Source organism: Achromobacter sp. 77 (genome assembly GCF_020541125.1).
In the GTDB taxonomy this organism is placed as follows: Bacteria; Pseudomonadota; Gammaproteobacteria; order Burkholderiales; family Burkholderiaceae_B; genus Achromobacter; species Achromobacter mucicolens.
In genome coordinates this window covers 550,658-575,837 of record NZ_CP059848.1, presented here as the reverse complement: position 1 = coordinate 575,837, position 25,180 = coordinate 550,658, and the positions used below count along the sequence as shown (strand labels likewise).

Genomic DNA, 25,180 nt, shown 5'->3' with positions numbered 1-25,180 from the left:
GTCTCCCTACTTGTTCTCGCTGCCTTTCCAGCGCGCCATCAGCGTGTTGGAAGGCAGCGTCTCGTCCAGCAGCTTGGCCGCCGTCTCGCGCCCGGCCGTCGGCAGGCCCTTGGGGTCCAGAAGGCCCACCTGAACCAGCACGCTGGCCTGATCCCAATAGATGTGCTCGTGATAGAGCTTGTCGCCGCGGAACTTCACGATGGCCACCAGCGGGATCTCCACGTACTTACCCGTGGGTGCGACGCCCGGCAGCATCCAGTCGATCTCGGTCGTGTGGGTAAAGCAGAACAGCAGTTCATCCACGATCTGCGTGGCGCCCACCGTGCGCGACAGCGGCACCAGCCGCGTGTCCGGCGGGTTGCTGTTCACGAAATGATGCTGGTAGAAGCGCGACAGCTCCTTGTGGCCCACGCCGCCTGTCATCGTCGGAATGTGGTTCACGTAAGGTTCGGCCACCATCGTCGCCATCGTTGCGGCCACGTCGCGCGTGCCGAATTCATATTCGCAATGCTTGTCCCACAGATACGAATAATCAAATTCCGGCCCGATCGTGCGCTGCAGCGCCGCCATGCTGCGCTGGTGCGCCATCAACGCCGACGGCTTGTCGTAGTGGTCGCCGCCCGTGCGCGCAAACGCATGGTCCACGCCCGGGTACACGTACAGTTCCACGCCCGGCTTGCCGCCCAGCGCTTCCAGGATGCGCGCGCGCGCCTCGGGCGGACAGAAGCCGTCCTGTTCGGCAATGTGCAGCACCAGACGGCCACGCAGATTGGCGGCCTCTTGCAGGCTGTCTTCGATGCCCACGCCGTAGTAACCCACCGCCACATCCGCGTCCGTGCGGCAGGCGGCAAGATAGGCCAGCTTGCCGCCCAGGCAATAGCCCAGCACGCCCGCCCCGCCCTCCTGCTCGGGCAAATCGCGCAGCGCCGCGAGCGTCGACGCGATGTCCTTGATGCCCTCATCCACGTCAAAGCCCTTGTACAGCTCGAAGGCGCGCGGCATGTCGGCCGGGCCGTCCGTCAACTGGATGCCGGGCTGCTGGCGCCAGAACAGATCCGGCACCAGCACCACATACCCTTCCTCGGCCAGCAGCTGCGCGCTGCGCCGCATGAAATCGTTGACCCCGAAAATCTCCTGGCACAGCACCAGGCCAGGTCCGCGGCCCGAAGCCGGCACCGCCAGATAGGCGCCAAAGGACTTGCCATCGTGCGAGGCGATCGTCACCTCGCGCGTCGAAATGCGTTCTGTCATGCGTATCTCCTGTGTTGCGATGCCCGGCGGCCTACTTCATCTGGCACGCGGCGGCAAAGGGATCCTGGTATTGGGTCAGCACCGTGCCCGACAGCTTGTTCGACAGCTTGCCGCTGGCGTCCGCCTCGACCACGCGCAGGTAATAGTTCTGCACCGGATACTGGTTGCGGTTGAACTTGAAATCGCCCCGCACCGACTTGAAGTCCGCGCGGCGCAGCGCCGGACGCAGCGACTCGGCATCCAGCTTGCCGCCCGTCTGGCGCACCGCGCTGTCCAGCAGCATCGCCGCGTCGTAGCCCTGCGATGCATACAGCGACGGGCTGCGGTTGTATGTCTTCTTGAAGTCCTCGACGAACTTGCGGTTGGCGGGATTGTCCAGCTCGGCCGCCCATTGCGCCGTGTTGCGCAGGCCCTTGATCGGCGCGCCCACCGCCGCGATCGTGTCCTCGTCACCCGAAAAACCCGGCGCCAGCAGCGCGATGTCCTTGGACAGGCCCGCCCCATTGAACTGCTTGATGAAATTCACGCCCATGCCGCCCGGCAAAAAGAAGAACACCGCATCGGGCTTGCTGGCGCGCAGCTGCGTGATCTCCACGCCATAGTCCAGCTGACCGAGCTGCGTATAGATTTCCTCTGCCACGCCGCCCTTGTACAGCCGCTTGAACCCGTTCAGCGACTCGCGTCCGCCCGGATAGTCCGGCGCGATCAGCGCCACGCGCTTGTAGCCCTGGTCGGCCGCGTACTTGCCCATCGCCGCCGGGATGTCCTCGTTCTGCCAGGCCACCGCGAAGAAATTCGGATTACAGCCCGCGCCCGCGTAATTCTCGGGCCCCGTGTTCGTGCTCAGATAGATCGTGTCCGACTGCAGGATCGCCGGCATCACCGGCAGCAGCACATTCGAGAACACGATGCCCGTCATCACGTTCACCCGGTCGCGCTTGAGCAGCCGTTCCACCGCCTGACGCCCCGTATCCGCCTTCTGCTGGTCATCGGCCACCACCACTTCCGCCGTCAGCCCGCCCAGCTTGCCGCCCGTATGCTGCAGCGCCAGATTGAAGCCGTCCCGGATCTCGTTGCCCAACGCCGCGCCCGGCCCCGACAGCGTGGTCAGCAGCCCCACCTTCACCTTGTCTGCTGCCGACGCCGCACCCGCCGCGCCCGCCACCGCCCCCACGCAAACCAGCGCCGCCAGCGCGCGCCGGCTCCATCGATTTCGATTCATGTGCCACCCCGTATTCGCCGCCAGCCGCGCTGGCGGAAAGCTGACAGAACCCGTCTGCCGTCGGTACACGCATGCCGCCGATCCAAGTCGCCCAGCTTACGCGCCGCGGCGTCTGCATTCCAACAGGCGCCAACCACCCTGCACGGCGCCTCCCGGCAAGATTAGGGCCGCGTCCACCCCAGCTCTATCCGAATACCGCCACCCTTATCCGGGATTCACTTAATTCCCAATGCGGCCCGATTACATTACGCTGCCTCCAGATACGGGATCGGTCCCGTCCCGGAGGCTTCCATGCACGGCTGGTCCCGAATCGAGCTGGCGCCCTTGTTGCAACGGCGCGTCTTCAGCTCCACGCAACAGGATGAGACCCGCGCGCGCGTGTCCGAAGCCCTGAAGGACCACCGCCTCACCTGGAAAGGCGGACGCGTCGACGCGGAGCTGAACCGGGGCCGATTCGGCTCGCTGACCGTCTGTACGTTGCGCTACGGCGCCGAAGTCCACATCGAACCCGACCGCCTGCAGGACTTCATGCTGGTCCAGGTGCCGCTGCGCGGCCGCGCCCGCATCGAATGCGGCGACGAAGGCGTCAACGCCGACCCCGACTGCGCCGCCGTCATCGCCCCCAACCGCCGCCTGCGCCTGCACTGGGAGGCCGGCTGCGAACAACTGCTGCTCAAGATCCCAAGAGGCAAGCTGGAAGCCATGGGCCAACGCGCCTTCGGCGACGCCGCCGCAGGCCCCCTGGACTTCACCCCCGCCCTGCGCCTGGACACCCCCATCGGCGCCGCCTGGCGCAGCATGATGACCAGCCTCATCCACCTGCTTCCCACCCTGGACGACGGCGCCCGCCGCCCACCCGCCGCGTGGCTGGAGCACCTGGAAGACACCCTGGTCCTGCACCTGCTCTACAACCAGCCCAACACCTGGCAAACCCAAGCCGGCCAACCCAACACCGTCCCGCGCCGCCTCAGCATCGCCGAGACCTACATGCGCGAACGCCTGGGCGCCCCCCTGACCCTGAACGACATCGCCCGCCACGCCGGCGCCAGCGCCACCGCGCTCACGCGCCTGTTTCAGGAACACCGCAACACGACGCCGATGAATGCGCTGCGCGCCTTCCGGCTGGATGCGGCGAGAACACGGCTGAAGACCCAGCCGGACGCGAGCGTCACGGAAGTGGCGCTGAGCGTGGGGTTCGGGCATTTGGGCAGGTTTTCGGAGTATTACCGGGAGCGATTTGGAGAACTCCCGAGAGAAACGCGGCGCGCAGCGGGATGATGTGAAGAGCTTAAGCAACGCAAGCCGCGAGCGCGCAGCGCACCTGTCAGCCGCAAGACGCCGCGTAAGCCCCACCAGGCCGCCCGCGCGGCCGCAGTGGGGCGGGCAACGCAAGATGCTTTGAACCCGAGCAACCGCAGGCACGAACCTCAAGAACTCAATTCGCCCCAACGCGCGACAAGCTGAAACCGCCAGAGCCCGGCGTGGCGGCGGCCTGGGGTGCGCGGGGCGTGTAGATGCGCCCGAGGGAATCTGAAGGAAGCGCCGAAGGCGCTGACGAAGATGACGAAGGGGAAGTCCGGAGCGAAGGCTCCGGACCGCAATCGTAGCCCCGCGCGCCCCAGGCCGACGACGCGCCGGGCGTCTTAAGAACGGCACCGAGGCATCATGAAGGTGTCAGACAACCACTTCAGAAAAACCCGCCAAAAAGCCAAATAAAACCGCAGCCAAAAGCACCAAAGGCCCGCCGCTCCAGCCCCCCGGTGCCGGCCGGGAAGCAAAAGCGGCGAACCTTCGGTACACCGTCAAAGCGAATAACGCGTTACTGCGCAGGCACCACCGCAGTCACTTCAATCTCGACCTTCGCGCGATCCTCCACCAGATCGGCAACCTCCACCGCCGTCATCGCCGGGAAATGCCGGCCGATCAGCTCCCGGTAGTGCTTGCCGATGCCCGGATAAGCCGCCACGTATTCATTCTTGTCCGTCACATACCACGTCATCCGCACGATATGTTCCGGCTTCGCCCCGCCCTCGGCCAGAATCTGCACGATGTTCAGCAGCGCCTGACGCACCTGGTCCGCGAAGTCATCGGACTCGAACTGCTGCTGCCCGTTCCAGCCCACCTGTCCGCCTACGAACACCAGCTTGCTGCCCACCTGCATCTCGGTCAGCACACCATTCGAATAGCCCCGGGGCGCCATCCAATCCGGCGGTTGCAGAATCTTCATAACGTCTCATCCTATTGATCAAATAAACAAACCACAGGGTGGCGCCCGCTTATGCCGCGGTTGCCAGATAATCCTGCATGCGTTCCCGCAGATCCGCGGGCAGCGGCATCGACTTCATCGTCCGCAAATCCACCGTCACGATCGTCAGCGTTGCCGACAACCGCAACTGCCCGTCAGGCCCTTCAAAACGCACCAGCGCCTTGAACGACGCCCCGCCGATACGTTGCACCGAAAGCGTCTGGCGCAGCTTTTCGTGCCAGCGGCTTGGCGCGCTGAAATCGCACGTCACTGACGCCATCGGCGTGCCGATGTGCCGCTCCACGTGCAGCGCATGAAATGGCAGCCCCATTCCCTTGTCGAACCACTCCTCGACGAAATCATTGATCATCTCGAAATAGCGCGGATAGAACACGATGCCCGCCGGGTCGCAATGCCGGAAGCGGACTTCTACCTGACTCACGAAGGGTGCTGCCATGATGTTTCCTTGTTGCCGATTGCCTGCTTATGCCATCTTGCGCAGCGCAAAGCGCTGCAGCTTGCCGGTTTCCGTGCGCGGCAACGCGTCCACGAACTCGATCGCCCGCGGATACTTGTAGGGCGCAATGTTCGCCTTCACGAACGTCTGCATCGCCGTCACCAGTTCCGCGCTCGGCGCAAATCCCGGCTTGAGCACCACGAACGCCTTCACCACCTGCCCGCGCTCGTCATCCATCGCGCCCACCACCCCGCATTCCGCCACCGCCTCATGGCGCAGCAGCGCGTCCTCGACTTCCGGGCCCGCGATGTTGTAGCCCGCCGACACGATCATGTCGTCGTTGCGCGCCTGATAGAACAGATAGCCGTCGTCGTCCTGCACGAACGTATCGCCCGGCAGATTCCAGCCGTTCTGCACAAAGCGGCGCTGGCGGTCATCCGCCAGATAACGGCAGCCGGTCGGCCCCTTGATCGCCAGGCGGCCCACCGTGCCATTGGGCACCGGCTTCATCTCGTCGTCCACGATCTGCGCCACATAGCCCGGCACCACGCGGCCGATTGCGCCGCGGCGCACCGACTCCGGCGGGCTCGACACGAACACGTGGATCATCTCCGTGCCCCCGATGCCGTCGATCATCTCGATCCCCGTCGCATCCTTCCAGAGCTGGCGCGTCGCATCCGGCAGCGCCTCGCCCGCCGACACGCTCTTCTTCAGCGATGACAGATCGAACTTTCCCACCAGCGCCGCCATCTGCCGGTAGAAGGTCGGCGCCGTGAACACGATCGTCGCGCGGAATTCCTGGATCAGTTCCAGAAGGCTCTCCGGCGACAGCTTTTCGGCCAGCACCGTGCTGGCGCCCACCCGCAGCGGAAAGCACAGCAGCCCGCCCAGGCCGAACGTGAACGCCAGCGGCGGCGTGCCGCAGAAAATGTCGTCCGGCCCCGGCTTGATCACATGCTTGGGGAACAGATCGCACATCGCCAGCACGTCGCGATGAAAATGCATGCAGCCCTTGGGCGCGCCCGTCGTGCCACTGGTGAACGCAATCAGGCACACATCGTCCGCCGCCGTATCGCAGGCCTCGAACGTATCCGGTTTGCCGGCGGCCAGCGAATCCAGCGCATCGGCTGCCGTGTCATTGAAATACATGACCTGCGCCAGGCCCGGGCAATGGTTCTCGTGGTCCGGCTGCGCACAGAACTGCGCCTCGTCCTTCAGGCGCACGTCGCACAGCACTGCCTGGATCTGCGCCTTCTCGATGATCTGCTTCAGTTCCTTGGAACGCAGCAGCGGCATCGTCGGCACCGTCACCAGGCCCGCCTTGATCGCGGCCAGCCACGACGCCGCCATCATCGGATTGTTCGGCCCGCGCAACAGCAGGCGATTGCCCGGCACCAGCTTCATGTCCTCGGTCAGCACATGCGCGATGCGGTTGGTCAGCGCCGCCAGTTCGCGATAGGTCATCGACGCCGGCTTGCCGTCCTGGCGCCAGCGCAAGGCCACGCGGTCGCCGTGACCGCGCCCGACCATGGCGTCCACCAGTTCCACCGCGCAATTGAAACGCTTCGGATAGGCCACGTCGGGGCCGTCCAGCAGGAACTCAGGCCATTGTTCGCCCGGGGGCAGGTTGTCCCGGGCGAAAGTGTCGATGTGGGCGGATACTTCCATGAAAATTCCCCTTGGCTAGTGCGATGCGGTTTACGTTGCAAAAGGCAGGCGCTCGATGGCCCCTTTACGCCTTCAGCAGTTCACGGGCGATGATCAACTTTTGAACTTCCGTGGCGCCTTCGTAGATACGCAGCGCTCTGATTTCCCTGTAAAGCTTCTCCACCGGCGTCCCCGACACCACGCCCGCGCCGCCGAACATCTGCAAGGCCCGGTCGATCACGGTCTGCGCCGACTCGGTGGCCGTCATCTTGGCCATCGCGGCTTCGCGCGTGGTGCGCAGCTTCTGCACGTCGCGCATCCACGCGGCGCGGTACGTCAGCAGCGCCGAGGCATCGATGGCGGTCGCCATGTCGCCCAGCGCGGCTTGCGTCAATTGCAGGTCGGCCAGCGTCTGGCCGAACATGCGGCGCGACTTGGCGCGCGCCAATCCTTCATCCAGCGCCCGGCGCGCAAACCCCAGCGCCGCCGCCGCCACCGACGCGCGGAAAATGTCCAGCGTCATCATGGCCAGCTTGAATCCCTGCCCCGCGTCGCCCAGCCGGTGCGTGGCCGGCACGCGGCAGTTGTCGAACGTGATCGTTGCCAGCGGGTGCGGTGCAATCAGGTCGATGCGCTCCGACACCTCGAACCCCGGCGTATCCGCATCCACCACGAACGCGCTGATGCCGCGCGCCCCCGGCGCTTCGCCCGTGCGCGCAAAAACGCAGTAGAAATCCGCGATGCCGCCGTTTGAGATCCACGTCTTGGCGCCGTTCAGCACGTAATGGTCGCCGTCCAGCCTGGCCTCGCACGCCAGCGCCGCCACGTCCGAGCCCGCGTCGGGTTCGGACAGCGCGAAGGCCGCAATCGCCTCGCCGCGCGCCACGCGCGGCAAGTAATGCTGACGCAGCGCATCCGAGCCCATCAGCGAAATCGCGCCGCTGCCCAGCCCCTGCATCGCAAACGCAAAGTCCGCCAGCCCTTCGTGGCGGGCAAACGTCTCGCGCAGGATGCACACCGCGCGCGAATCGACCTCGGGCAGCGCGCCGCCCCAGGCCCCGCCCGGGCCGCCCGCCACTGCATACCGCAGCCACCCGGCCTGGCCCATGGCCTTGACCAGCTTCCGGCACGCCGCGTCCGCATCGTGATGGTCCACGTCGCCCAGCGATTGCTCGCACCAGGCGTCGACCTCATGCGCCAGCTTGCGATGCGCGTCGTCGAAAAAGGGCCAGTCCAGCCAGCTTGCGTCGCGCATCGTCAATTCCCCTCGAAGACAGGCTTTTGCTTGGCCACGAAGGCCTCGTAGGCGCGATGGAAATCGCGCGTCTGCATGCAGATGGCCTGCGCCTCGGCTTCGGCCTCGATGGCTTCGTCCACGCCCATGTTCCATTCCTGATGCAGCAGCTTCTTTGTCACGCCGTGCGCGAAGGTCGGACCCGCGGCCAGCTGCGCGGCCAGCGTCTGCGCCGCTTCCAGCAGCTTGCCGGACTCGTGCAGCGCATTGAAAAAGCCCCAGCTTGCGCCCTCGTCCGCCGTCATCGCGCGGCCGGTGTACAGCAGCTCGGAAGCGCGGCCCTGGCCGATCATGCGCGGCAGCAGCGTGCACGCGCCCATGTCGGCGCCCGCCAGACCCACACGGGTGAAGAGGAACGCGGTGCGCGCCGCCGGCGTGCCCAACCGCATGTCCGAGGCCAGCGCCACCATCGCGCCCGCGCCGGCGCACACGCCGTCCACCGCTGCCACGATGGGCTGCGGGCACGCCCGCATCGCCTTGACCAGATCACCCGTCATGCGCGTGAAGTCCAGGAGTTCCGGCATGCTCATCTTCGTGAGCGGGCCGATGATCTCGTGCACGTCGCCGCCCGAGCAGAAATTGCCGCCCGCGCCCGTCACCACCACCACCTTGACGTCGGTGGCATACACCAGCGACCGGAAGAAATCGCGCAGTTCCGCGTACGAATCGAATGTCAGCGGGTTCTTGCGCTCGGGACGGTTCAGCGTGATGGTGCCGACCTTGCCGTCGTCCGACACCTGCCACAGAAACGTCTTCGCCTGGTAACCGGCGATGGGACGCTTGTGATGCTTCATGGTGTGTTCTTCGGGCTGGGTGCTCATGGTGTCTCCGTTCGTGAATGCTGGATGGTTGGGGCGCCGGACTCAGCCGGTCATCACTTCGCCGCCGTCGACGGCGATCGCCTGGCCGTTGATGGAGGCGGAGGCCGGCAGGGCCAGCCACGCGACCGTCTCGGCCACTTCCTCGGGCTGCACCAGGCGGCCCTGCGGGTTGCGCTCGGCCAGCTTCAGGCGAGCGGCGTCCGGCGTCATGCCGGTCTTTTCAACGATGTTGGCGACCGCACCGCGCACGATGTCGGTCTCGGTGTAGCCGGGGCAGACGGCATTGACCGTCACGCCCTTCTGCGCCGTCTCCAGCGCCAGCGACCGGGTCAGCCCGATCACACCGTGCTTGGCGGCGCAGTAGGCACTTACATACCCATAGCCGATCAGGCCCGCCGTGCTGGCCACGTTGATGACGCGGCCCCACTTTTCCTGCAGCATGCCCGGCAGCGCGGCCTGGATGCAGTGGAACGTGCCGGTCAGGTTGACAGCCAGCATCTGGTTCCACAGCGCCGCGTCCGTGCGGTCAAACCGCTGGCTGACCGCCTGGCCCGCGTTGTTCACCAGCACCAGCACCGGCCCGAACTCGGTCTCGGCCTGCGCGAAGGCCGCGCGCACCGACGCCTCGTCGGCGATGTCGGCGCTGACCGCCTGCACCTGACCCAGCCGGGCCAGTTCGTCGGTCGCGGCATCCAGCGCGCCGCCGTCGCGGCCCAGCAGCGTGACGCGCGCGCCACGCTGCAGCAGCGACCGTGCGCTGGCCAGGCCAATACCGCGCGCGCCGCCCGTCACCAGGGCGTGACGCCCGGCAAGCGGTAACGGTTGTGCGTTCATTTGATGTCCAGTTGCGCCATGGCGGCGGCGCGTTCGAAGTTGGTTTCCAGCTGGCGCTTGCCCGCGAAATACTGGCTCGGCCACGACACATCAACATAGCCCACCCGCGCCGCTTCGCGCAGCGTCCAGGAGGCGTCAGCCAAATGGGGACGTGCCAGCGCGCACAGGTCCGCGCGGCCCGAGGCAATGATGCCGTTGGCGTGGTCGGCCTCGAAGATGGCGCCCACGGCAATCGTGGGGATGCCCGCTTCGTTGCGCACGCGGTCGGCAAACGGCGTCTGGAACATGCGGCCGTACACCGGCTTTTCTTCCTTGCTGACCTGACCGGACGAGCAATCGATCATGTCGGCGCCCGCCGCCTTGAAGTGACGCGCGATCTCGACCGCGTCGTCCGCGGTAATGCCGCCTTCCACCCAGTCGCTGGCCGAGATCCGCACCGACATCGGCTTGTCTTCGGGCCACACCGCGCGCACCGCATGGAATACCTCCAGCGGGAAGCGCAGGCGGTTTTCCAGGCTGCCGCCGTATTCGTCTTCGCGCTGGTTCGTCAGCGGCGAAATGAAGCTGGACAACAGGTAACCGTGCGCGCAGTGCAGCTCCAGCCAGTCGAACCCGGCCGCCGCCGCGCGGCGCGCGGCCGCCACGAAGTTGTCGCGCACCTGATCCATGTCCTCGCGCGTCATGGCGCGCGGCGTCTGCGACACGCCTTCGATGTACGGCAGCGCCGACGCCGAGACCAGCGGCCAGTTGCCCTCGGCCAGCGGATGATCGATCTTCTGCCAGCCCAGCTGCGTCGACCCCTTGCGGCCCGCGTGACCCAGCTGCATGCCGATACGCGCATCGCTGTTGCCGTGCACGAAATTCACGATGCGGGCAAACGCCTGCTGCTGCTCGTCGTTCCACAGACCCGGGCACCCCGGGGTGATGCGGCCGTCCGGCGACACGCAGGTCATCTCCACCATCACCAGCCCCGCCCCGCCCATGGCGCGCGCGCCCAGGTGAACCAGGTGGAAATCGCCCGGCACCCCGTCCGTGCACGAGTACATGGCCATCGGCGACACCAGGATCCGGTTCTTCAGCCGCACGCCGCGCACCTGATACGGCGTCAACATCGGAATGGCCGGACGCCGGCCCTCGGGCGTGGCGGCGCCGGCGCGTTCGGCGATCCAGCGTTCAAATCCTTCCAGCCAGGCCGGGTCGCGCAGACGCAGGTTCTCGTGCGAGATGCGCTGCGAACGGGTCAGCAGCGAATAGGCGAATTGCTCCGGTTCCAGTTCGGCGTAACGCTCGACGTTTTCAAACCATTCAGTGGAATTGCGCGCCGCGTTCTGGATCTTCAACACCTCGACGCTGCGCACTTCCTCGTAGTGATGCAGGCCCGCGTCCACGCTGCCTTCCGCGCCGCTCAGGCAGCGCGCCAGCTCAATCGCGTCTTCCAGCGCCAGCTTGGTGCCGGAGCCGATGGAAAAGTGCGCGGTGTGCGCCGCATCGCCCATCAGCACAACCGGCACCCGGCGCGTGCCGCGCGCGGTTTCCAGATCGTTCCAATGGACCCACGTATTGCAGATGACCCGCGGGAAGCGGATCCAGATCGCCGAGCCGCGCAGGTGCGAGGCGTTGCTGATCAGCTTGTTGCCATCCAGCCAGGGCGCGAACAACTTTTCGCAATACGCAATGCCCTCTTCCTGGCTCATCTGCTCGATGCCGGCGGCTTGCCAGGTTTCCTCGGGCGTTTCCACGATGAACGTGGACATGCCATCTTCGTAGCGGTAAGCGTGCGCCTGGAACCAGCCGTGCTCGGTCTGCACGAAGGCAAAGGTGAACGCGTCGAACACCTTTTTCGTGCCCAGCCACACGAAGCGGCAGCGGCGCTGATCGATATCGGGATGGAACGTGTCCGCGTAGCGGGTGCGGATCTGACTGTTGATGCCGTCCGAGGCAATGACGAGGTCGGCATCGTACTCGCGGGCGATGGCCTGATCATCCTGAACGAAGTTCTCGAACACAAGCTTGACGCCAACATCCTCGCAACGCGCCTGCAGGATGTTCAGAAGCTTCTTGCGGCCAATGCCGATGAAGCCGTGACCGCTGGTGCGGATGCTGCGTCCCTTGAAATGGATGTCGATGTCATCCCAATGGTTGAACGCATCGCCAATGGTTTGCGCCGAGACCGGATCGGCCTCACGCAGGTTCTGCATGGTGGCGTCGGAGAACACCACGCCCCAGCCAAAAGTGTCATACGGACGGTTGCGTTCGATGACGGTGACTTCGTTGGCGGGATTCTGCAGTTTCATGAGCAGACCGAAATACAGGCCGGCGGGACCGCCGCCGATGCAGACTATCTTCATTGCCGTATACGCTCCAAGTACGCGACAGTCGCTCTTGGTGCCGGAGCGGAAGCCGCAGATATTTAGGTCTGGATAGTTTAGGCTTGAAATATATACCTGAAGTTGTGGGTGTGCAAATGAGGGAAAGTATTTAGAGGTTTGGGATCGGATCTGTTAATGGGGACGATTCTAGGGCGGTGTTGGAGTGTGGGTGGCGAGGTGCGTTGGGGTGTGGGCTGGGGGTCTAACCTTGAGGCAGTTTTGACCGGTGGCTCGGGTTTGGCGGTGGCTCTGGTTTGGCGGTGGCTCTGGTTTGGCGGTGGCTCTGGTTTGGCGGTGGCTCTGGTTTGGCGGTGGCTCTGGTTTGGCGGTGGCTCTGGTTTGGCGGCTTCCGCGTTTTTCTTCCGCCCCTCGGCGCGGACGGCAGGGGCACGATCGCCCACGATTGCGGTCCGGAGCCTTCGCTCCGGACTGCCCCGTCGTCATCTTCGTCCGCCTTCGGCTCCCTTCAGATTCCCTCGGGCGCATCGACGGCGCTCGCGCCCCTGCCGCCCGCACCGAGGAGCTACGATGTGCCGGGTCGGAACGCTGCTAGAGCCGTGGTCAGGGAAGAGTCTTGCGGGGCCCGCCGAATCGCGGCCGCGCGGGCGGCCACGATCGGCATACGCGGTGTGGGGCGTCGAGGCGGTGGTCGCTTGCGCGCTGGCGGGGATTGGGGTGCTAAGGCTCCAGCATCACTTGGGGGGAGGCGGTGATGGGCGGCGCGCGGCGACGGGCTGCTACAGCTTGACGGCCGGGACGCGCGCCGCCCATCGGAGACTTGAGTTCAATTGATGATTAGTGGCGAACCGCTTGGTGGTGTCTGACAGCCGAGTCAGCCGAGTCTGTCTTACAAATTCGCGGGTGTCTGCCGCCTGCCCAGAACGAGCGCCTTCGCCAGGATGGGTGTCTGACACCCAAGAAGCATCCTTCAAGCTTGTAGCCCATCTATGTGGGTGTCAGACACCAGAGCGCCACCCACTCGCGAAGCGTCATCATCACGCCGCAAGACGCCGTCGACGTCCCTGACGGTGTCTGACACCCGAGAAGCACCGTTCAAGCCTGTAGCCCGTCTATGAGGGTGTCAGACACCTGGTGAGACGCGCACACCTACGCGCGAAGCGTCATCATCCAAACGCACGACACTGTGTAAGTCTCCGGAGGCCGCCCGCGCGGCCGAACGGAGACGGGCAACGCAAGATGCTTCTGGCCCGGCAAAGACGGCAACAGAATGCCAAGCACGCCGCCCCCCCCGCCGGCCGTCAGATTTCTATTGCTCGAGTCCGGTGCGGTGGCGGCCCGGGGTGCGCGGGGCGTCGATAAGCCCGAGGGAATCTGAAGGGAGCCGAAGGCGGACGAAGATGACGAAGGGGGGGGCCGCCTAGGCAAGTCCGGAGCGAAGGCTCCGGACCGCAATCGTGGCCCCGCGCGCCCCGGGCCGCCGCCGTGCCGGACGCCTTAAGAACCAACCCCAGGCGCCTCCATCACCCCCGAGCCCGCAACCACTCCTCAAGATCCCCTGCAGGCAGCGGCGGTGAAAACAGAAACCCCTGCCCCGCCGCACACCCCTGCTCGATCAGGAAGCGCCGCTGCTCTTCGTTCTCGACACCCTCAGCCACCACCGGCAGGCTCAGGCTCTCCCCGATCCGGATCACCGCGCTGGTCAGCGCCCGCGCTGCATCGTCGCTCTCCAGACCCTGAACGAAACTGCGGTCCAGCTTCAGTTCGTCGACGATCAGCCGGCGCAAGTGGCCCAAGCTGGAATACCCCGTCCCGAAGTCGTCCATCGAAAGCCGCACGCCCAGGCGATGCAGTTCGGCGATCGTGCGCAGCGTGCCTGCCGTCGCATCCAGCACCACGCCCTCGGTGATTTCCAGCATCAGATCCGCCGGCGCCAGCCCGAATTCGGCCAGCGTCGCCGCGATCATGCGTGGCAGGTTCAGGTTGTGGAAATTGGTTGCCGACAGGTTCACCGACACCGACGGCACGCGCAGGCCGTTGTGGCGCCAGATCGACAGTTGCGAGCAGGCTTCTCGGAGTGCCCAGTCGCCCAGGTCGCCGATCAGCCCGCACTCCTCGGCCAGCGGCACAAAGCGTGCCGGAGAGATGTCGCCCAGCGTCGGGTGACGCCAGCGGGCCAGCGCCTCCACCCCGTACAGGCTGCCGTTCTTCAAGCCCACCTGCGGCTGGTAATGCAAGCGCAATGCCTTGGCTTCCAGCGCGTCTCGCAACGCCGCCTCCAGCGCCAGCCTTTCCTGCGCTTGGCGGTTCATTTCCGCGCTGAAGAATGAAATGCGATTGCGGCCCGCCGTCTTGGCCTGGTACATCGCCATGTCCGCATGGCGCAGCAGCGTATCCATGTCGCGGCCGTTTTCCGGGAACACGCTGATGCCGATGCTCACCGACGGGTTCAGCGTGATGCCGCCCACCGAGAACGGCTGCGCCAGCGCCACCAGGATGTGTTCCGCGGCGGCGGTCAGGCGGCCGTGTTCGAACTCCGGCATCAGCATCACGAACTCGTCGCCCGACAGCCGGCCCACGATGTCCGTCGCGCGCGCCAGGCGGCGCAGGCGCTGCGCCACGTCGCGCAGCAGCGCATCGCCGATCGGATGGCCCAGCGTATCGTTCACCTGCTTGAAGCGGTCCAGGTCCAGGAACAGCACCGCCACCCGTTTGCGTTCCGGTTCGGCGCGCGCGATCGCCTGTTCGGCCTGGGCCAGCAGCAGATTGCGGTTCGGCAGGCCCGTCAGCTCGTCGTAGAACGCCAGTTGGCGGATGCGCGCGCGCGCTTCCTCGCGTTCCAGCGCCAGCGCGCACAGGTACACGCACACGTCCACCAGACGATGATGGAAATCGTCCGGCAGGCGGCGTTCACGGAAATAGAAGCCGAACGTGCCGATCACCCGGCCGTCGCTCGACTTGATCGGCGACGACCAGCACGCCTTGTATTCCTCGGGCAGCGGCAGATGGCGGTAATCGTCCCACAGCGGGTCCGTTGCGATGTCCGGCACGATGACCGGCCGGCCCAGAAACGCCGCCGTGCCGCAGGCGCCTACCTGCGGACCGATCGGCACGCCTTCCAGCGCGTCCGAATAGCCCTGCGGCAGGCTCGGCGCGGCCAGCGGGCGCAGCAGGCCAGCATCGTCCACCCGCACCACCGAGGCCGCCACTTCCGGCGCCAGCCGCTCGACCTCGCGGCAGACCATGTTCATGACCTCGACCACCGAGGCCTCGTTCACCATCGCCTGCAGCACCCTGCGCTGCAGCACCTCGTGCACCTTCGTCGGCGTGATGTCCGTCAGCACGTCCACGATGTTGACCAGCGTCCCGCGCTCGTCGAACACCGAATTGGCCATCACCGACACCCACAACGGCTTGCCGCCCCGGTCGTAGACCAGCACGTCCTTGTGATAGCCCTCGCGGCAGGCGATGCGGCGATGCAGTTCCTCGCGCGTGCCGCCGTCGGCGCGGCCGCCGGACAGCAGTTCGCCCAGGTCCTGGTTGACCGCGTCGCCGCGCGAGAAGCCCAGCATGCGCTGAAAGCCGTCGTTCACATAGACGATGCGCCCATCACAGCCCGACACCGCCACCGCATTGCCGGTCTCGTTGATGCCCAGCATCAGGAGGCGGATTTCCTCCTGGCGTTCGGCGTCCGCGATCGACTTGCGCGAAATGACCGACACGCGGCCGACCTCCCCCGCTTCGTTCAGCTGCGGCAGGTAGGTCGCTTCGATCCACAGCGACGCGCCTGCCTTGGTGCGATAGCGGCAGGTGCCCGAAAAGTGCTGGCCGCGGCGCAGCCGGGCCCACACCTGCTCGCCGCTGCCGGTGCCCTTGCCTTCGTCCATGCTGTCGCACAGCACGTCGTGGCGCAACGTCAGGGCCTCTTCGCGGCTGTAACCCACCGCGGCCAGGAAATTGGGATTGCCGTTCAACAAGGAGCCGCTGGCGTCGAAATCGAACAGCAGCAAAGCGCGGTCCATCGACGTCAGATAAGTGCCCACATGCCAAGCGGCGCCTTGGGGGTTCGTCTCCGAACCGCCAAGATGAGAATCAAGCATAAGGGGCTCCAACCCGGATAACAGCTGTTCCGGTTTCATTCAGCGCCTCGGAAAACCAAGGGCGACGCGATCGCGTCCGTCCTGCTTGGCCAGATACAACGCCTGATCCGCCCGGCTGAGCGTCTCTGAGAACGTTTCGCCCAACTGGTGATGCGCCATGCCGATACTGACCGTCAGCCGCAGGACTTCATCCCCGGCCGGCATTGCCATCGCCCGCACGTCGCCCACCAGGCGGTCCATGACCACCTGCGCGGCTTCCGGCTGCGTCTGCGGCAGGAGCACGAGGAATTCTTCCCCGCCCCAGCGGCCGCAGAGATCGTATTCGCGCAGGCTTTCGCCCAGCACGGCGGCCAGTTCCACCAGGGCGCGGTCGCCCGTTTCGTGGCCGAAACGGTCGTTCACGGCCTTGAAGTGATCCACGTCCAGCATCGCCACGACGAAGCTGTCGCCCGTGCGCGCGGCGCGCTGGACTTCCTGCTTGATCGTCTCCATCAGCGCGCGGCGGTTCAAGAGGCCGGTCAGGGGATCGCGGCTGGACGTTTCCTCGAGCGCGCGGTTCAGGTCGCGCATCATGTTCTGGTAGTGATCCGAGATCCGCGCAATGCGGGTCAACCGGCGCAACTGCCGATCGAACTGGTCGCACAGGCCCAGTTCACGTTCGTGCGCCATGCTTTGGTAGGCGTCCGAAAGCTGGGTCACGCGCTGGATGCGCGTCATCTGTTCCTCGGTGTGCCGCCAAAGCGCTTCCAGCGCGTCGCGCAGCGGATGGCCGGCATGGGCCGGATCCGCCAGCAGAGCGGCGATGCGCTTGTCCAGTTCGGCGGCGCCCGGCTTCATTGGCGGCCGACCACCGAGAACGGGAACGTGCAGTCTTCCTTGAACTCTTCGGCCAGTTCGCCCACGCGCTCGTTGCGCATGTCGTAGAACCAGGTCACGCCGACCTCGCGGCCCTTGCGGTGCGCGGCCTCGAGCACATCGAAGATGTCCATCACGGACTTGATGCTGCTGGTGTTCAGGTACAGCAGTTCCAGCTCAAGCTTGAGCGGCGTGTCGCGGTCCTGCAGGTACGTCTCGACCCACTCAATGACCGGGCCGAACAGTTCGAAGGAATTCTCGGGATAGGAGTCGCCGCGCATCGCCAGCACGCCGGCGGCAGCGTCGGCGGCGATGGCGGGCGTGGACTGGGTCCCGGGAATGTTCAGGTCTTTCATCAAATACTCCGAAAATAATCCTTTGAACGCGCGTTCTCAGACCACCACGCTCAGGCTGAAGAAGGCCTTGCCCGGCTGTGCGGCGGGGGTCAGACTGGCTTCCAGCGGAGCGCCGGCGCGGCGCGCGATGTCGATGAGGCCCAGGCCTGCGCCCGACGCCACGCCCTGCGTGCGCGGCTTGTGCAGTTGTGCCTTGTATTCGGCCTTCAGGGCCGCCTTGTCCAGCGCGGCCAGTTCCTGGATGCGGGCGACCAGGCTGTGGCCGTCCTCTGCGTTGACCAGATTGCCCGCCGACACCACGTAGCGGCTTTCGTCGCGGCGGCCGATGACCACCGTGGCCGAGGCGTCCGCGTCGCCGTTCTGCGCGGCGTACTGGCGGATGTTCTGGATCATTTCGATGTAGACCGAGAACACATCCATCGCTTCGGCGGGGCGGACGTGCTCGGCGTTCAGGTAGTTCTTCAGCGCATTGCCGATTTCCTCGATCAGGCTGCGCGAGATCGGCCCGTTAAAGCACAGCAGCGTGCGGTTCTGGTCGAAGCGCGCGCCCAACGCGTATAGATCGGAGGCATTCATGAGGGTACCGCCTTGATAACGATTATTCGAAACGGAAAGACAGCAAGGTAATGTCGTCGCGCTGGGGCCGGCCACCTTGGTATTCGGCAAGCGCCTGGCTGAAAGCCGCCGCCTGTTCGGTTAACGGCCTGCGGGCGTGCGTCTTGAGCATTTCTGCGAACCGCGTGTTGCCAAAGCCGAAACCATGCTCGCCGCCCGCCTGGTCCAGGAACCCGTCGGTAGCCAGGTAGTACGTCCAGCCCGGCTCCATCTGCAGCACGATGTTCTCGTAAACCCCCATACGCTTGTCACCCAGTGCGCGCCGGGCGCCGGGCACTTCGCGCAGGGTTTCACCATCGCTTGCGTACAGGCTGATCTTGGCGCCTGCGTACAGCAACCTGCCGGATTGCCGGTCAATATATACCAGCCCCGCATCGGTGTTGGTGGCCAGGGCCCGCGGCAATTGCGCGTCGGCCAGCATCGCCCGGATGGCGTTGTCGGTGCGCGTCAGAATGCCGGCGGGATCGCCCGGGCCGACTTCGGTGATCGCCAGATCGATGGCGGCGCGCGCCAGCATCGTCATCAGCGCGCCGGGCACGCCGTGGCCCGCGCAGTCCATGATGCCCAGCAGGCAGTTGGCGCCGTCCGAGCGGAACACGTAGAAATCGCCGCCGACCACGTCGCGCGGCTTCCACAGCACGAAATGGTGCGCGCCGAGCGACTGGGTCAGCTGGCGGTCCGGCAGGATCGCGCGCTGGATCAGGCTGGCGTAATCGATCGAGTCGCCGATCTTCTTGTGCGCCGCGGCCATGGCGCGGTTGGCGTCTTCCAGTTCCGAGGTGCGTTCACGCACCTTGGTTTCCAGTTCGGCCGTGTGCTTGCGCACCTTGTCGGCCATCACGCCGAAGGCCCGGCTCAGGTCGCCGATCTCGTCCTGGCCGCCCGGCGGCAGGCGCACGTCGTAGCTGCCGTCGGCGATTGCCCGGGCGGACTGCTGCAGGCGGCGCAAGGGGCGCAGCATCAGGCGTTCGATGGCATAGCCAAAGCACAGCAGCATCGCCGCAAACAGCACCACCAGGCCGATCGCGGCCGGCCACAGCCAGCCCGTGTCCAGCACCCGGGCGGCGCCCAGGTCGACCACGGTCAGCACGTGCCAGTGCAGCTCCGGCATGTACGCCACCGACACCAGCTGGCGCACGCCGTCCATCTTGACCCAGGCCGATTGCACCGACTGCGGGTCCGCCTGGGCCGCGTGCATGGCGGACAGCAGCTCGGCGCGGCCCGCGCCCTCGTCCAGCAGGCTGAAGACCATGCCTTCGCCGCTGGCCCCGCCCGCGCCCGAGTTGTAGGCGATCAGCGCGGGGTTCATGTGCGCCTGGATCGCGCCTTCCTCGTCCACGATGATGGGCGTGACGCCCGGCTGGCCGCTGTTCACGAATTCCTTCAGGAACCCGCCCACATCCAGCCCGGCGCCCGTCAGGCCCATGACCTTCTCGCCGTCGCGGATCTGCACGTTGATCCAGACCTTGGTCGTCTGCAGCTTCAGGTCCGGATTGACGTTGATGTTGTAGCGGGCGGAAGACTTGATCGTGGCGTAGAACCAGCCGTCGTCGGCCGCGCTGGGGCTGAGCGTGTAGCGCGGCGTCTCGGACAGCGGCTTGTCGTCGTTGAAGTAGTAATTGCCCGAGGCGGCGCTGGCGATGAAATAGGCGCCGCCCAGCAGATCGCGGCGGTAGCCGTCGGCCTCGCGGAAGAACAGCTCGCGCGCGGCGGGATCGTTTTCATTGCGAAGCCAGCGGCGCGTGACCTCGCTGTCGGCCAGGCGCTGCGACAGCGCAAGTTCGCGCGACACCGGGGCCAGAATCCGCTGGCGGTTCAACTGCGTGAAGTTGTCGGCAAAGGCGCGGCCGAAGTGTTCGCGCACGCCGTCCAGCACCTGCCAGCCGATCAGCGCCGCCGGCGCCAAGGCGACCAGACACGCCAACAGCAGCGCCATTAGTGATTTCCTGCGCAATCCCCATTTCGCCATGCGAAGTCTTCCTGACAGCCTGATGCGATGTCACGCGCGAAAACGGGGGATGCAGGTCGGGTGCTTAGGCCGTACGAGGCGCCCTGCCATGCTGATGCCCCGCCTTTTGAGCCATGAGCCTGAACGCCGGCGCCCCATGCGGGCGAACCGGCGCGGCTAGTGTAGATGGCGGTGGGGTTTATTGATACAGGTGCAAACGTCTGGATGCGTTCGAGACACCCTAAGTTTCACGCGAGCAATATATATCTTGATTTATTGCGTTTTATATCAGCGACTGTTACCACTCGCCATCCCGATTTGCAGCTTTATTGCGACAGGCCGGCTACACGCCGAGATAGCGTTCCCATAGGCCTCGGTCCGAATCCAGGGCTTGGGAATCGCCCGTCCAGACCACTTTGCCGCGTTCCAGGATGACATGCCGGTCGGCAAGGCTAAGTAACCTTTCGACATACTTGTCGATCACCAGAATGGTCTGCCCGGCTTGCCGCAGGCGCGCCAGGCAGTTCCAGATTTCTTCCCGGATCTTTGGCGCCAGCCCCTCGGTGGCTTCGTCCAGGATCAGGAGCCGCGGATTGGTGACCAGCGCACGGCCAATGGCCAGCATCTGCTGCTCGCCGCCCGACAACTGGTTGCCCATGTTGCGGGCGCGCTCGGCCAGCCGGGGAAACAGTTCGAACACGCGATCGGGCGTCCAGGGCTCGCCGATGTCCGGGTTGCGCCCTGCGACGAATGCCGTCAGGTGCTCGCGCACGGTCAGGTTGGGAAAGCACTGGCGGCCTTCCGGGACAATTGCCACCCCGGCCCGCGCGATGCGATCCGGGCTCCAGCCGCTGATGTCCTGCCCCGCGAAATGGACCTTGCCGCCGCGCAGCGGCAACTGCCCGAACAGGGTGCGCAGCAGCGTGGTCTTGCCCATGCCATTGCGGCCCAGCAAGGTCACGACCTGACCCGCGCCGATTTCCAGGTCCACGCCGAACAGCACCTGGCTGGCGCCGTATCCGCTCTTTACCGATTCGATGGCCAGCATCACACGGTCTCCTCGTCGCCCAGGTAGGCCTGGCGCACTTCCGGGTTGGCGCGGATCTCGTCCGGCGTGCCCGAGGCGATGACCCGGCCGTACACCAGCACGGACAGGCGGTCGGCAAGACGGAAGACCGCCTGCATGTCATGTTCAACCAGCAGCATCGCGGCGCGTCCCCGCATGGATTCGATCAGTTCTGTCAGCCGGACGGTCTCGTCCGGCCCCATGCCCGCCATGGGCTCGTCCAGCAGCAGCACCTTGGGCCGGGCGGACAGCGCCAGCGCAAACTCCACCTTGCGCTGTTCGCCGTGCGGCAGGGTGCCCGCCGCGCGGCCAAGCAGGCTGGCGTCGATGGCGCACTCGCGCGCCAGTTCCCGCGCCTGTTCATACAGCGCCGACTCCGCGGCGCGCGGCTTCCAGAAGCGGAAGCTGCTGCCGGCGTGGGCCTGCACGGCCAGCACCAGGTTATCCAGCACGCTGGACTGCTTGAAGATGTTGGTGATCTGGTAGGACCGCGACAGCCCCGCCGCCACGCGCTGGTGCGCGTTCATCGCGGTGACGTCGCGGCCGTCCACCTCCAGGGTGCCGGCATCGGCGGACAGCGTGCCCGACAGCAGGTGGATCAGCGTGGACTTGCCGGCGCCGTTGGGGCCGATCAGGGCGTGGATCTCGCCCGGCTCCAGCGACAGCGACACGTTGTCGGTGGCCACCAGGGCGCCAAAGCGGCGGACCAGTCCGCGCGCCTGCAAGGCGTGCGTGCCGGCCGCGCGGGTCGTGGGATTCATCGGAGTGCTCATGAGCCCACCTTGCCGGATTGCGGGGCAGCGCGCCCGCTGAACAGCGGCCCGAACAGGCCGACCAGGCCGCGCGGCGCGCCAAACACCACGCAGAGCAGCAGCACGCCCAGGGGCAGGTGCCAGTATTCGGTCCACAGACGCAGCACTTCTTCCAGCGTCAGCATCACGACCGCGCCGGCCACACCGCCGTAGCGCAGGCCGATGCCGCCCACCAGGACCATGATCAGCAGGTTGGCAGACTGGGTCCAGTGCATGAGGCTGGGCGAAATGAACAGGTTGTGGTTGGCGAGCAGCGCGCCCGCCAGCCCGGCGGCCGCGCCGCTCAGCGTGAAGGCCACGAGCTTGATGCGGTAGACGGGGTAACCCATGGATTCCATGCGCGATTCGTTCTCGCGGATGCCCTGAAGCGCCATGCCGAAGCGCGAGGCGACCACGCGGCCGAAGGCCCACATCAGCAGCGCGAACAGCACCAGCACCAGGTAGTAGAAGCTGACGTCGTGAGCGAGGTCGATGCCCGGCAGGGTGGAATAGCCCGGCAGGTTCAACCCGTCTTCACCGCCGTATTGGCGCAGCGAGATGAAGATATAGAACAGCATCTGCGCGAACGCGAGCGTGATCATGATGAAGTACACGCCGCGCGTGCGCAGCGAGATCGCGCCCGTGATGCAGGCCAGCACGCCCGCCAGCAGCATCGCCACCGGCCAGGACACCAGCGCGGACGTGACGCCCGACATGGCCAGGATGCCCACCGCGTAGGCGCCCGCGCCAAAGAATGCGGCGTGGCCCAGCGCCACCATGCCGCCGTACCCCAGGATGAGGTTCAGGCTGGTTGCCGCCAACGCGTAGATCAGCACGCGCCGCACGAACGAAATGTAGAAGTCCAGGCCCAGCATGGGCGCCACCAGCGGAAACACCGCCAGCGCAGCCAGAAGGACCACGGTCCAGATCTTGGTTTTCATGGTCAGCCCCGCGCCGGAAAGAGGCCAGAGGGCCGGAACACCAGCACTGCCGCCATCAATACATAAATGGCGATGGCCGCGAGCGTCGGACCGACGCTGGAGGCCACGGCCGGAGAAAACACCTGGCGCAACAGCATCGGCAGAAACGCCCGGCCGGCGGTGTCGACCATGCCGACCAGCAGCGCGCCCACGAAAGCGCCCCGGATCGAGCCGATGCCGCCGATGACGATGCACACCAGCACCAGGATCAGGATCTCTTCGCCCATGCCCACCTGCACCGAGGTGATCGGGCCCAGCAGCGCGCCGGCCACCGCGGCCAGCATGGCGCCCAGCACGAACACGCCCAGGAACAGCAGCGGCACGCGCACGCCCATCAGGGTGGCCATCTGGCGGTTGGAGGCGCCGGCCCGGACCAGCACGCCGGCGCGGGTCCGCGTCACGAACCAGTACAGCCCGGCAGCCGCAGCGACGCCGAAGACGATGATCATCAGGCGGTAGGCGGGATACAGCAGGTCAGGCAAGAGGCGCACGGGACCGGACAGCATCGCGGGCATGTTCAGCATGACCGGCGCCGGGCCCCAGATCATCTTGACCAGGTCATTGGCGATGAGGATGACGGCGTAGGTGCCCAGCACCTGCGCAAGGTGGTCGCGCAGCGCCAGGCGGCGGATGAGCGACAGTTCCAGCACGATGCCGACGATGCCGGTGGCGACCGCCGCCACGAGGACCGCGGCGGTGAACGAGCCGGTGCGTTGCATGGTTTCGGCGGCGACATAGGCGCCAGCCATGTAGAGCGAGCCGTGAGCCAGATTCATGATGTCCATGATCCCGAACACCAGGGTCAGCCCGGCCGCAATCAGAAACAACATCAACCCAAACTGCAGACCGTTCAGCAATTGCTCGACGATCAGCGTAAACGTCATGAAAACTTCCCCCTTGCCGCGCGCCGCCGAAGGCAAGCGCCGATCACCAAATCCATCTCAATCTGCATCAGCCGCGCATCACCCCCGCGCACGCCGCCGCCCCCAAGCGGGGTCGCGCGGATCCGGCTTTGCCGGTCCGCTGCGACGCCCCCTGGGGGGAAGCGCGCAGCGCTTCGGGGGGGGTCACATCTTTTTGCAGTCGCCGACGTAGACGTCCTGGTACTTGTCGAACACCTTGCCCACCAGCTTGTTGGTGATGCGGCCGCTGCCGTCCTTGTCGACGACGCGCAGGTAGTACGCCTGGATCGGGTAGTGGTTCTTGCCGTAGGTGAAGCTGCCGCGCACCGAGGGGTAGTCGGCCTTTTCCAGCGCCTTCACGATGGCTTCCCGGTCGGTGGCCTTGCCGCCGGCCTGCTTGACGGCGGCGTCCATGGCCATGATGACGTCATACGCCTGGGCCGCGTAGACCGAGGGGTAGCGGCCGTTGTATTCCTTGCGGAAGGCGTCGACGAAGGCCTTGTTCTGCGGCACGTCCAGGTCATGCGCCCATTGCGCCGTGTTGTACATGCCCAGCATGGGGTCGCCCACCGCCTGGATCACGTCCTCGTCGGCCGAAAAGCCCGGGCCGATCAGCTTGACGTTCTGGGACAGGCCGGCCGAGACGAACTGCTTGACGAAGTTGATGCCCATGCCGCCCGGCAGGAAGATGTAGACGGCGTCCGGCTTGGCGGCGCGGATCTGCGCGATCTCGGCGGCGTAGTCGATCTGGCCGAGCTTGGTGTAGACCTCGTCGCCCGGAGCGGTCTTGTAGCCGCGCTTGAAGCCGGTCAGCGCATCCTTGCCGGCCGGGTAGTCCGGGGCCATGATGAACATCTTCTTGAAGCCGCGGTCCGCCGCGACCTTGCCGGCCGCCTCGTGGAACGCGTCGTTCTGGTACGACGTGCCGAACCAGTAGTTGTTGCACTGCGCGCCGGCGAACTGGCTGGGGCCGGGGTTGTTGGACAGGTAGGGGATCTTGGCGGCGAACAGCGCGGGGCCGACGGCCAGCGCCACGTTCGAGCCGATGGGACCCGTGAAGAAGTCGACCTTTTCGCGCTGGATGTAGCGCGTGACGAGCTGGCGGGCCTGGTCCGGATTGCCGCCCATGTCGGTTTGCAGGAATTCCGCGGGCTGTCCGCCCAACTTGCCGCCCAGTTGCTTGATGGCCAGATTGAAGCCGTCGCGGGCCTCGGCGCCCAGCGCCGAGAACGGGCCCGAGATGTCGTTGGCGATGCCGACCTTGACGGTGTCGGCGTAGGCCATGGCGGGGACCAGGGCGGCGGCAGCCAGGAAGGAAGTGATCAAACGCATGGTGGTGTGCTCCGTGCGCGAGCCCGCGCAGAGGGTGTTCTTTTTGAAGGTGCGATGCGAAAGACTTCTGTGCCCGGCCCGCCGGCGCGATGGTCGCCGCCGTCAGGCCGTGCCGACAGGCGGTATGCCTGCCACGC

20 protein-coding genes are annotated in these 25,180 nt (G+C 66.1%); 1 reads left to right on the top strand and 19 read right to left on the bottom strand.

Features of this window, described 5'->3' with window-relative positions:
• Nucleotides 1-6: 6 nt before the first annotated feature.
• Nucleotides 7-1,251: a dienelactone hydrolase family protein gene (locus tag H4P35_RS02570; RefSeq protein WP_226847957.1), complete on the bottom strand. Its 1,245-nt coding sequence runs from the start codon at nt 1,249-1,251 to the stop codon at nt 7-9.
• A 31-nt stretch (nt 1,252-1,282) separates the two neighbouring features.
• Nucleotides 1,283-2,473: an ABC transporter substrate-binding protein gene (locus H4P35_RS02565; protein ID WP_152383311.1), complete on the bottom strand. Its 1,191-nt coding sequence runs from the start codon at nt 2,471-2,473 to the stop codon at nt 1,283-1,285.
• Nucleotides 2,474-2,764: 291 nt separating this feature from the next.
• Here H4P35_RS02565 and H4P35_RS02560 point away from each other — a divergent pair, with 291 nt between their 5' ends.
• On the top strand, nt 2,765-3,751 hold the full coding sequence (locus H4P35_RS02560) for an AraC family transcriptional regulator (protein ID WP_226847954.1): 987 nt from the start codon (nt 2,765-2,767) through the stop codon (nt 3,749-3,751).
• A 541-nt stretch (nt 3,752-4,292) separates the two neighbouring features.
• On the opposite strand, the gene H4P35_RS02555 is transcribed toward H4P35_RS02560, so the two are convergent.
• The 17 genes from H4P35_RS02555 to H4P35_RS02475 form a co-directional block, all read right to left on the bottom strand.
• Nucleotides 4,293-4,700 carry a RidA family protein gene (locus H4P35_RS02555; protein ID WP_056327445.1) on the bottom strand — a complete coding sequence of 136 codons (408 nt, stop codon included), beginning with the start codon at nt 4,698-4,700 and terminating at the stop codon, nt 4,293-4,295.
• 49 nt (nt 4,701-4,749) lie between these two features.
• Nucleotides 4,750-5,175 (bottom strand): thioesterase family protein, encoded by a 426-nt coding sequence (locus tag H4P35_RS02550; protein ID WP_062841615.1) that lies wholly within the window; start codon nt 5,173-5,175, stop codon nt 4,750-4,752.
• A 27-nt stretch (nt 5,176-5,202) separates the two neighbouring features.
• A complete protein-coding gene (locus H4P35_RS02545; RefSeq protein ID WP_175157439.1) occupies nt 5,203-6,843 on the bottom strand; it encodes an AMP-binding protein in 1,641 nt (546 codons plus the stop codon).
• A gap of 64 nt (nt 6,844-6,907) precedes the next feature.
• Nucleotides 6,908-8,077 (bottom strand): acyl-CoA dehydrogenase family protein, encoded by a 1,170-nt coding sequence (locus H4P35_RS02540; RefSeq protein ID WP_226847952.1) that lies wholly within the window; start codon nt 8,075-8,077, stop codon nt 6,908-6,910.
• Between the two features lie 2 nt (nt 8,078-8,079).
• Nucleotides 8,080-8,937 carry an enoyl-CoA hydratase family protein gene (locus H4P35_RS02535; RefSeq protein ID WP_062841618.1) on the bottom strand — a complete coding sequence of 286 codons (858 nt, stop codon included), beginning with the start codon at nt 8,935-8,937 and terminating at the stop codon, nt 8,080-8,082.
• A gap of 42 nt (nt 8,938-8,979) precedes the next feature.
• Nucleotides 8,980-9,771, bottom strand: a complete 792-nt coding sequence (locus tag H4P35_RS02530) for an SDR family NAD(P)-dependent oxidoreductase (protein ID WP_062841619.1) — start codon at nt 9,769-9,771, stop codon at nt 8,980-8,982.
• Complete coding sequence (locus H4P35_RS02525) at nt 9,768-12,119, bottom strand: bifunctional salicylyl-CoA 5-hydroxylase/oxidoreductase (protein WP_226847950.1); 2,352 nt, start codon at nt 12,117-12,119, stop codon at nt 9,768-9,770. Before H4P35_RS02525 ends, H4P35_RS02530 begins: the two co-directional genes overlap by 4 nt.
• A gap of 1,502 nt (nt 12,120-13,621) precedes the next feature.
• Nucleotides 13,622-16,198 carry an EAL domain-containing protein gene (locus H4P35_RS02520; RefSeq protein WP_226847944.1) on the bottom strand — a complete coding sequence of 859 codons (2,577 nt, stop codon included), beginning with the start codon at nt 16,196-16,198 and terminating at the stop codon, nt 13,622-13,624.
• 39 nt (nt 16,199-16,237) lie between these two features.
• On the bottom strand, nt 16,238-17,035 hold the full coding sequence (gene siaD / locus H4P35_RS02515) for a biofilm regulation diguanylate cyclase SiaD (RefSeq protein ID WP_142051408.1): 798 nt from the start codon (nt 17,033-17,035) through the stop codon (nt 16,238-16,240).
• Nucleotides 17,032-17,409: a biofilm regulation phosphoprotein SiaC gene (gene siaC, locus H4P35_RS02510; RefSeq protein ID WP_152383305.1), complete on the bottom strand. Its 378-nt coding sequence runs from the start codon at nt 17,407-17,409 to the stop codon at nt 17,032-17,034. The genes siaD and siaC overlap by 4 nt, the downstream gene beginning before the upstream one ends.
• A 36-nt stretch (nt 17,410-17,445) precedes the next feature.
• Nucleotides 17,446-17,985, bottom strand: coding sequence for a biofilm regulation protein kinase SiaB (gene siaB, locus H4P35_RS02505; protein ID WP_056327466.1), 540 nt, complete (start codon nt 17,983-17,985; stop codon nt 17,446-17,448).
• 22 nt (nt 17,986-18,007) lie between these two features.
• The gene (gene siaA / locus H4P35_RS02500) at nt 18,008-19,993 is read right to left on the bottom strand and encodes a biofilm regulation protein phosphatase SiaA (RefSeq protein ID WP_217470114.1); all 1,986 of its coding nucleotides are present in this window, start codon (nt 19,991-19,993) and stop codon (nt 18,008-18,010) included.
• Nucleotides 19,994-20,315: 322 nt separating this feature from the next.
• Nucleotides 20,316-21,020, bottom strand: a complete 705-nt coding sequence (locus tag H4P35_RS02495; RefSeq protein ID WP_180100385.1) for an ABC transporter ATP-binding protein — start codon at nt 21,018-21,020, stop codon at nt 20,316-20,318.
• Entirely contained in the window at nt 21,020-21,811 is a 792-nt protein-coding gene (locus H4P35_RS02490; protein ID WP_226847942.1) for an ABC transporter ATP-binding protein, read from the bottom strand. The genes H4P35_RS02495 and H4P35_RS02490 overlap by 1 nt, the downstream gene beginning before the upstream one ends.
• Nucleotides 21,808-22,770, bottom strand: a complete 963-nt coding sequence (locus H4P35_RS02485) for a branched-chain amino acid ABC transporter permease (protein WP_056327473.1) — start codon at nt 22,768-22,770, stop codon at nt 21,808-21,810. Before H4P35_RS02485 ends, H4P35_RS02490 begins: the two co-directional genes overlap by 4 nt.
• 2 nt (nt 22,771-22,772) lie before the next feature.
• Nucleotides 22,773-23,693: a branched-chain amino acid ABC transporter permease gene (locus H4P35_RS02480; protein WP_056327617.1), complete on the bottom strand. Its 921-nt coding sequence runs from the start codon at nt 23,691-23,693 to the stop codon at nt 22,773-22,775.
• Between the two features lie 183 nt (nt 23,694-23,876).
• The gene (locus H4P35_RS02475) at nt 23,877-25,043 is read right to left on the bottom strand and encodes an ABC transporter substrate-binding protein (protein ID WP_217619012.1); all 1,167 of its coding nucleotides are present in this window, start codon (nt 25,041-25,043) and stop codon (nt 23,877-23,879) included.
• Nucleotides 25,044-25,180: the final 137 nt, after the last annotated feature.

Coding starts and splice junctions, on each gene's coding strand:
- H4P35_RS02530 (WP_062841619.1), bottom strand. CDS start 9,771: ATGAACGCACAACCGTTACCGCTTGCCGGGCGTCACGCCCTGGTGACG.
- H4P35_RS02480 (WP_056327617.1), bottom strand. CDS start 23,693: ATGACGTTTACGCTGATCGTCGAGCAATTGCTGAACGGTCTGCAGTTT.
- siaD (WP_142051408.1), bottom strand. CDS start 17,035: ATGAAGCCGGGCGCCGCCGAACTGGACAAGCGCATCGCCGCTCTGCTG.
- siaA (WP_217470114.1), bottom strand. CDS start 19,993: ATGGCGAAATGGGGATTGCGCAGGAAATCACTAATGGCGCTGCTGTTG.
- H4P35_RS02570 (WP_226847957.1), bottom strand. CDS start 1,251: ATGACAGAACGCATTTCGACGCGCGAGGTGACGATCGCCTCGCACGAT.
- siaB (WP_056327466.1), bottom strand. CDS start 17,985: ATGAATGCCTCCGATCTATACGCGTTGGGCGCGCGCTTCGACCAGAAC.
- H4P35_RS02520 (WP_226847944.1), bottom strand. CDS start 16,198: ATGCTTGATTCTCATCTTGGCGGTTCGGAGACGAACCCCCAAGGCGCC.
- H4P35_RS02540 (WP_226847952.1), bottom strand. CDS start 8,077: ATGCGCGACGCAAGCTGGCTGGACTGGCCCTTTTTCGACGACGCGCAT.
- H4P35_RS02550 (WP_062841615.1), bottom strand. CDS start 5,175: ATGGCAGCACCCTTCGTGAGTCAGGTAGAAGTCCGCTTCCGGCATTGC.
- siaC (WP_152383305.1), bottom strand. CDS start 17,409: ATGAAAGACCTGAACATTCCCGGGACCCAGTCCACGCCCGCCATCGCC.
- H4P35_RS02555 (WP_056327445.1), bottom strand. CDS start 4,700: ATGAAGATTCTGCAACCGCCGGATTGGATGGCGCCCCGGGGCTATTCG.
- H4P35_RS02565 (WP_152383311.1), bottom strand. CDS start 2,473: ATGAATCGAAATCGATGGAGCCGGCGCGCGCTGGCGGCGCTGGTTTGC.
- H4P35_RS02490 (WP_226847942.1), bottom strand. CDS start 21,811: ATGAGCACTCCGATGAATCCCACGACCCGCGCGGCCGGCACGCACGCC.
- H4P35_RS02525 (WP_226847950.1), bottom strand. CDS start 12,119: ATGAAGATAGTCTGCATCGGCGGCGGTCCCGCCGGCCTGTATTTCGGT.
- H4P35_RS02545 (WP_175157439.1), bottom strand. CDS start 6,843: ATGGAAGTATCCGCCCACATCGACACTTTCGCCCGGGACAACCTGCCC.
- H4P35_RS02485 (WP_056327473.1), bottom strand. CDS start 22,770: ATGAAAACCAAGATCTGGACCGTGGTCCTTCTGGCTGCGCTGGCGGTG.
- H4P35_RS02495 (WP_180100385.1), bottom strand. CDS start 21,020: ATGCTGGCCATCGAATCGGTAAAGAGCGGATACGGCGCCAGCCAGGTG.
- H4P35_RS02535 (WP_062841618.1), bottom strand. CDS start 8,937: ATGAGCACCCAGCCCGAAGAACACACCATGAAGCATCACAAGCGTCCC.
- H4P35_RS02475 (WP_217619012.1), bottom strand. CDS start 25,043: ATGCGTTTGATCACTTCCTTCCTGGCTGCCGCCGCCCTGGTCCCCGCC.
- H4P35_RS02560 (WP_226847954.1), top strand. CDS start 2,765: ATGCACGGCTGGTCCCGAATCGAGCTGGCGCCCTTGTTGCAACGGCGC.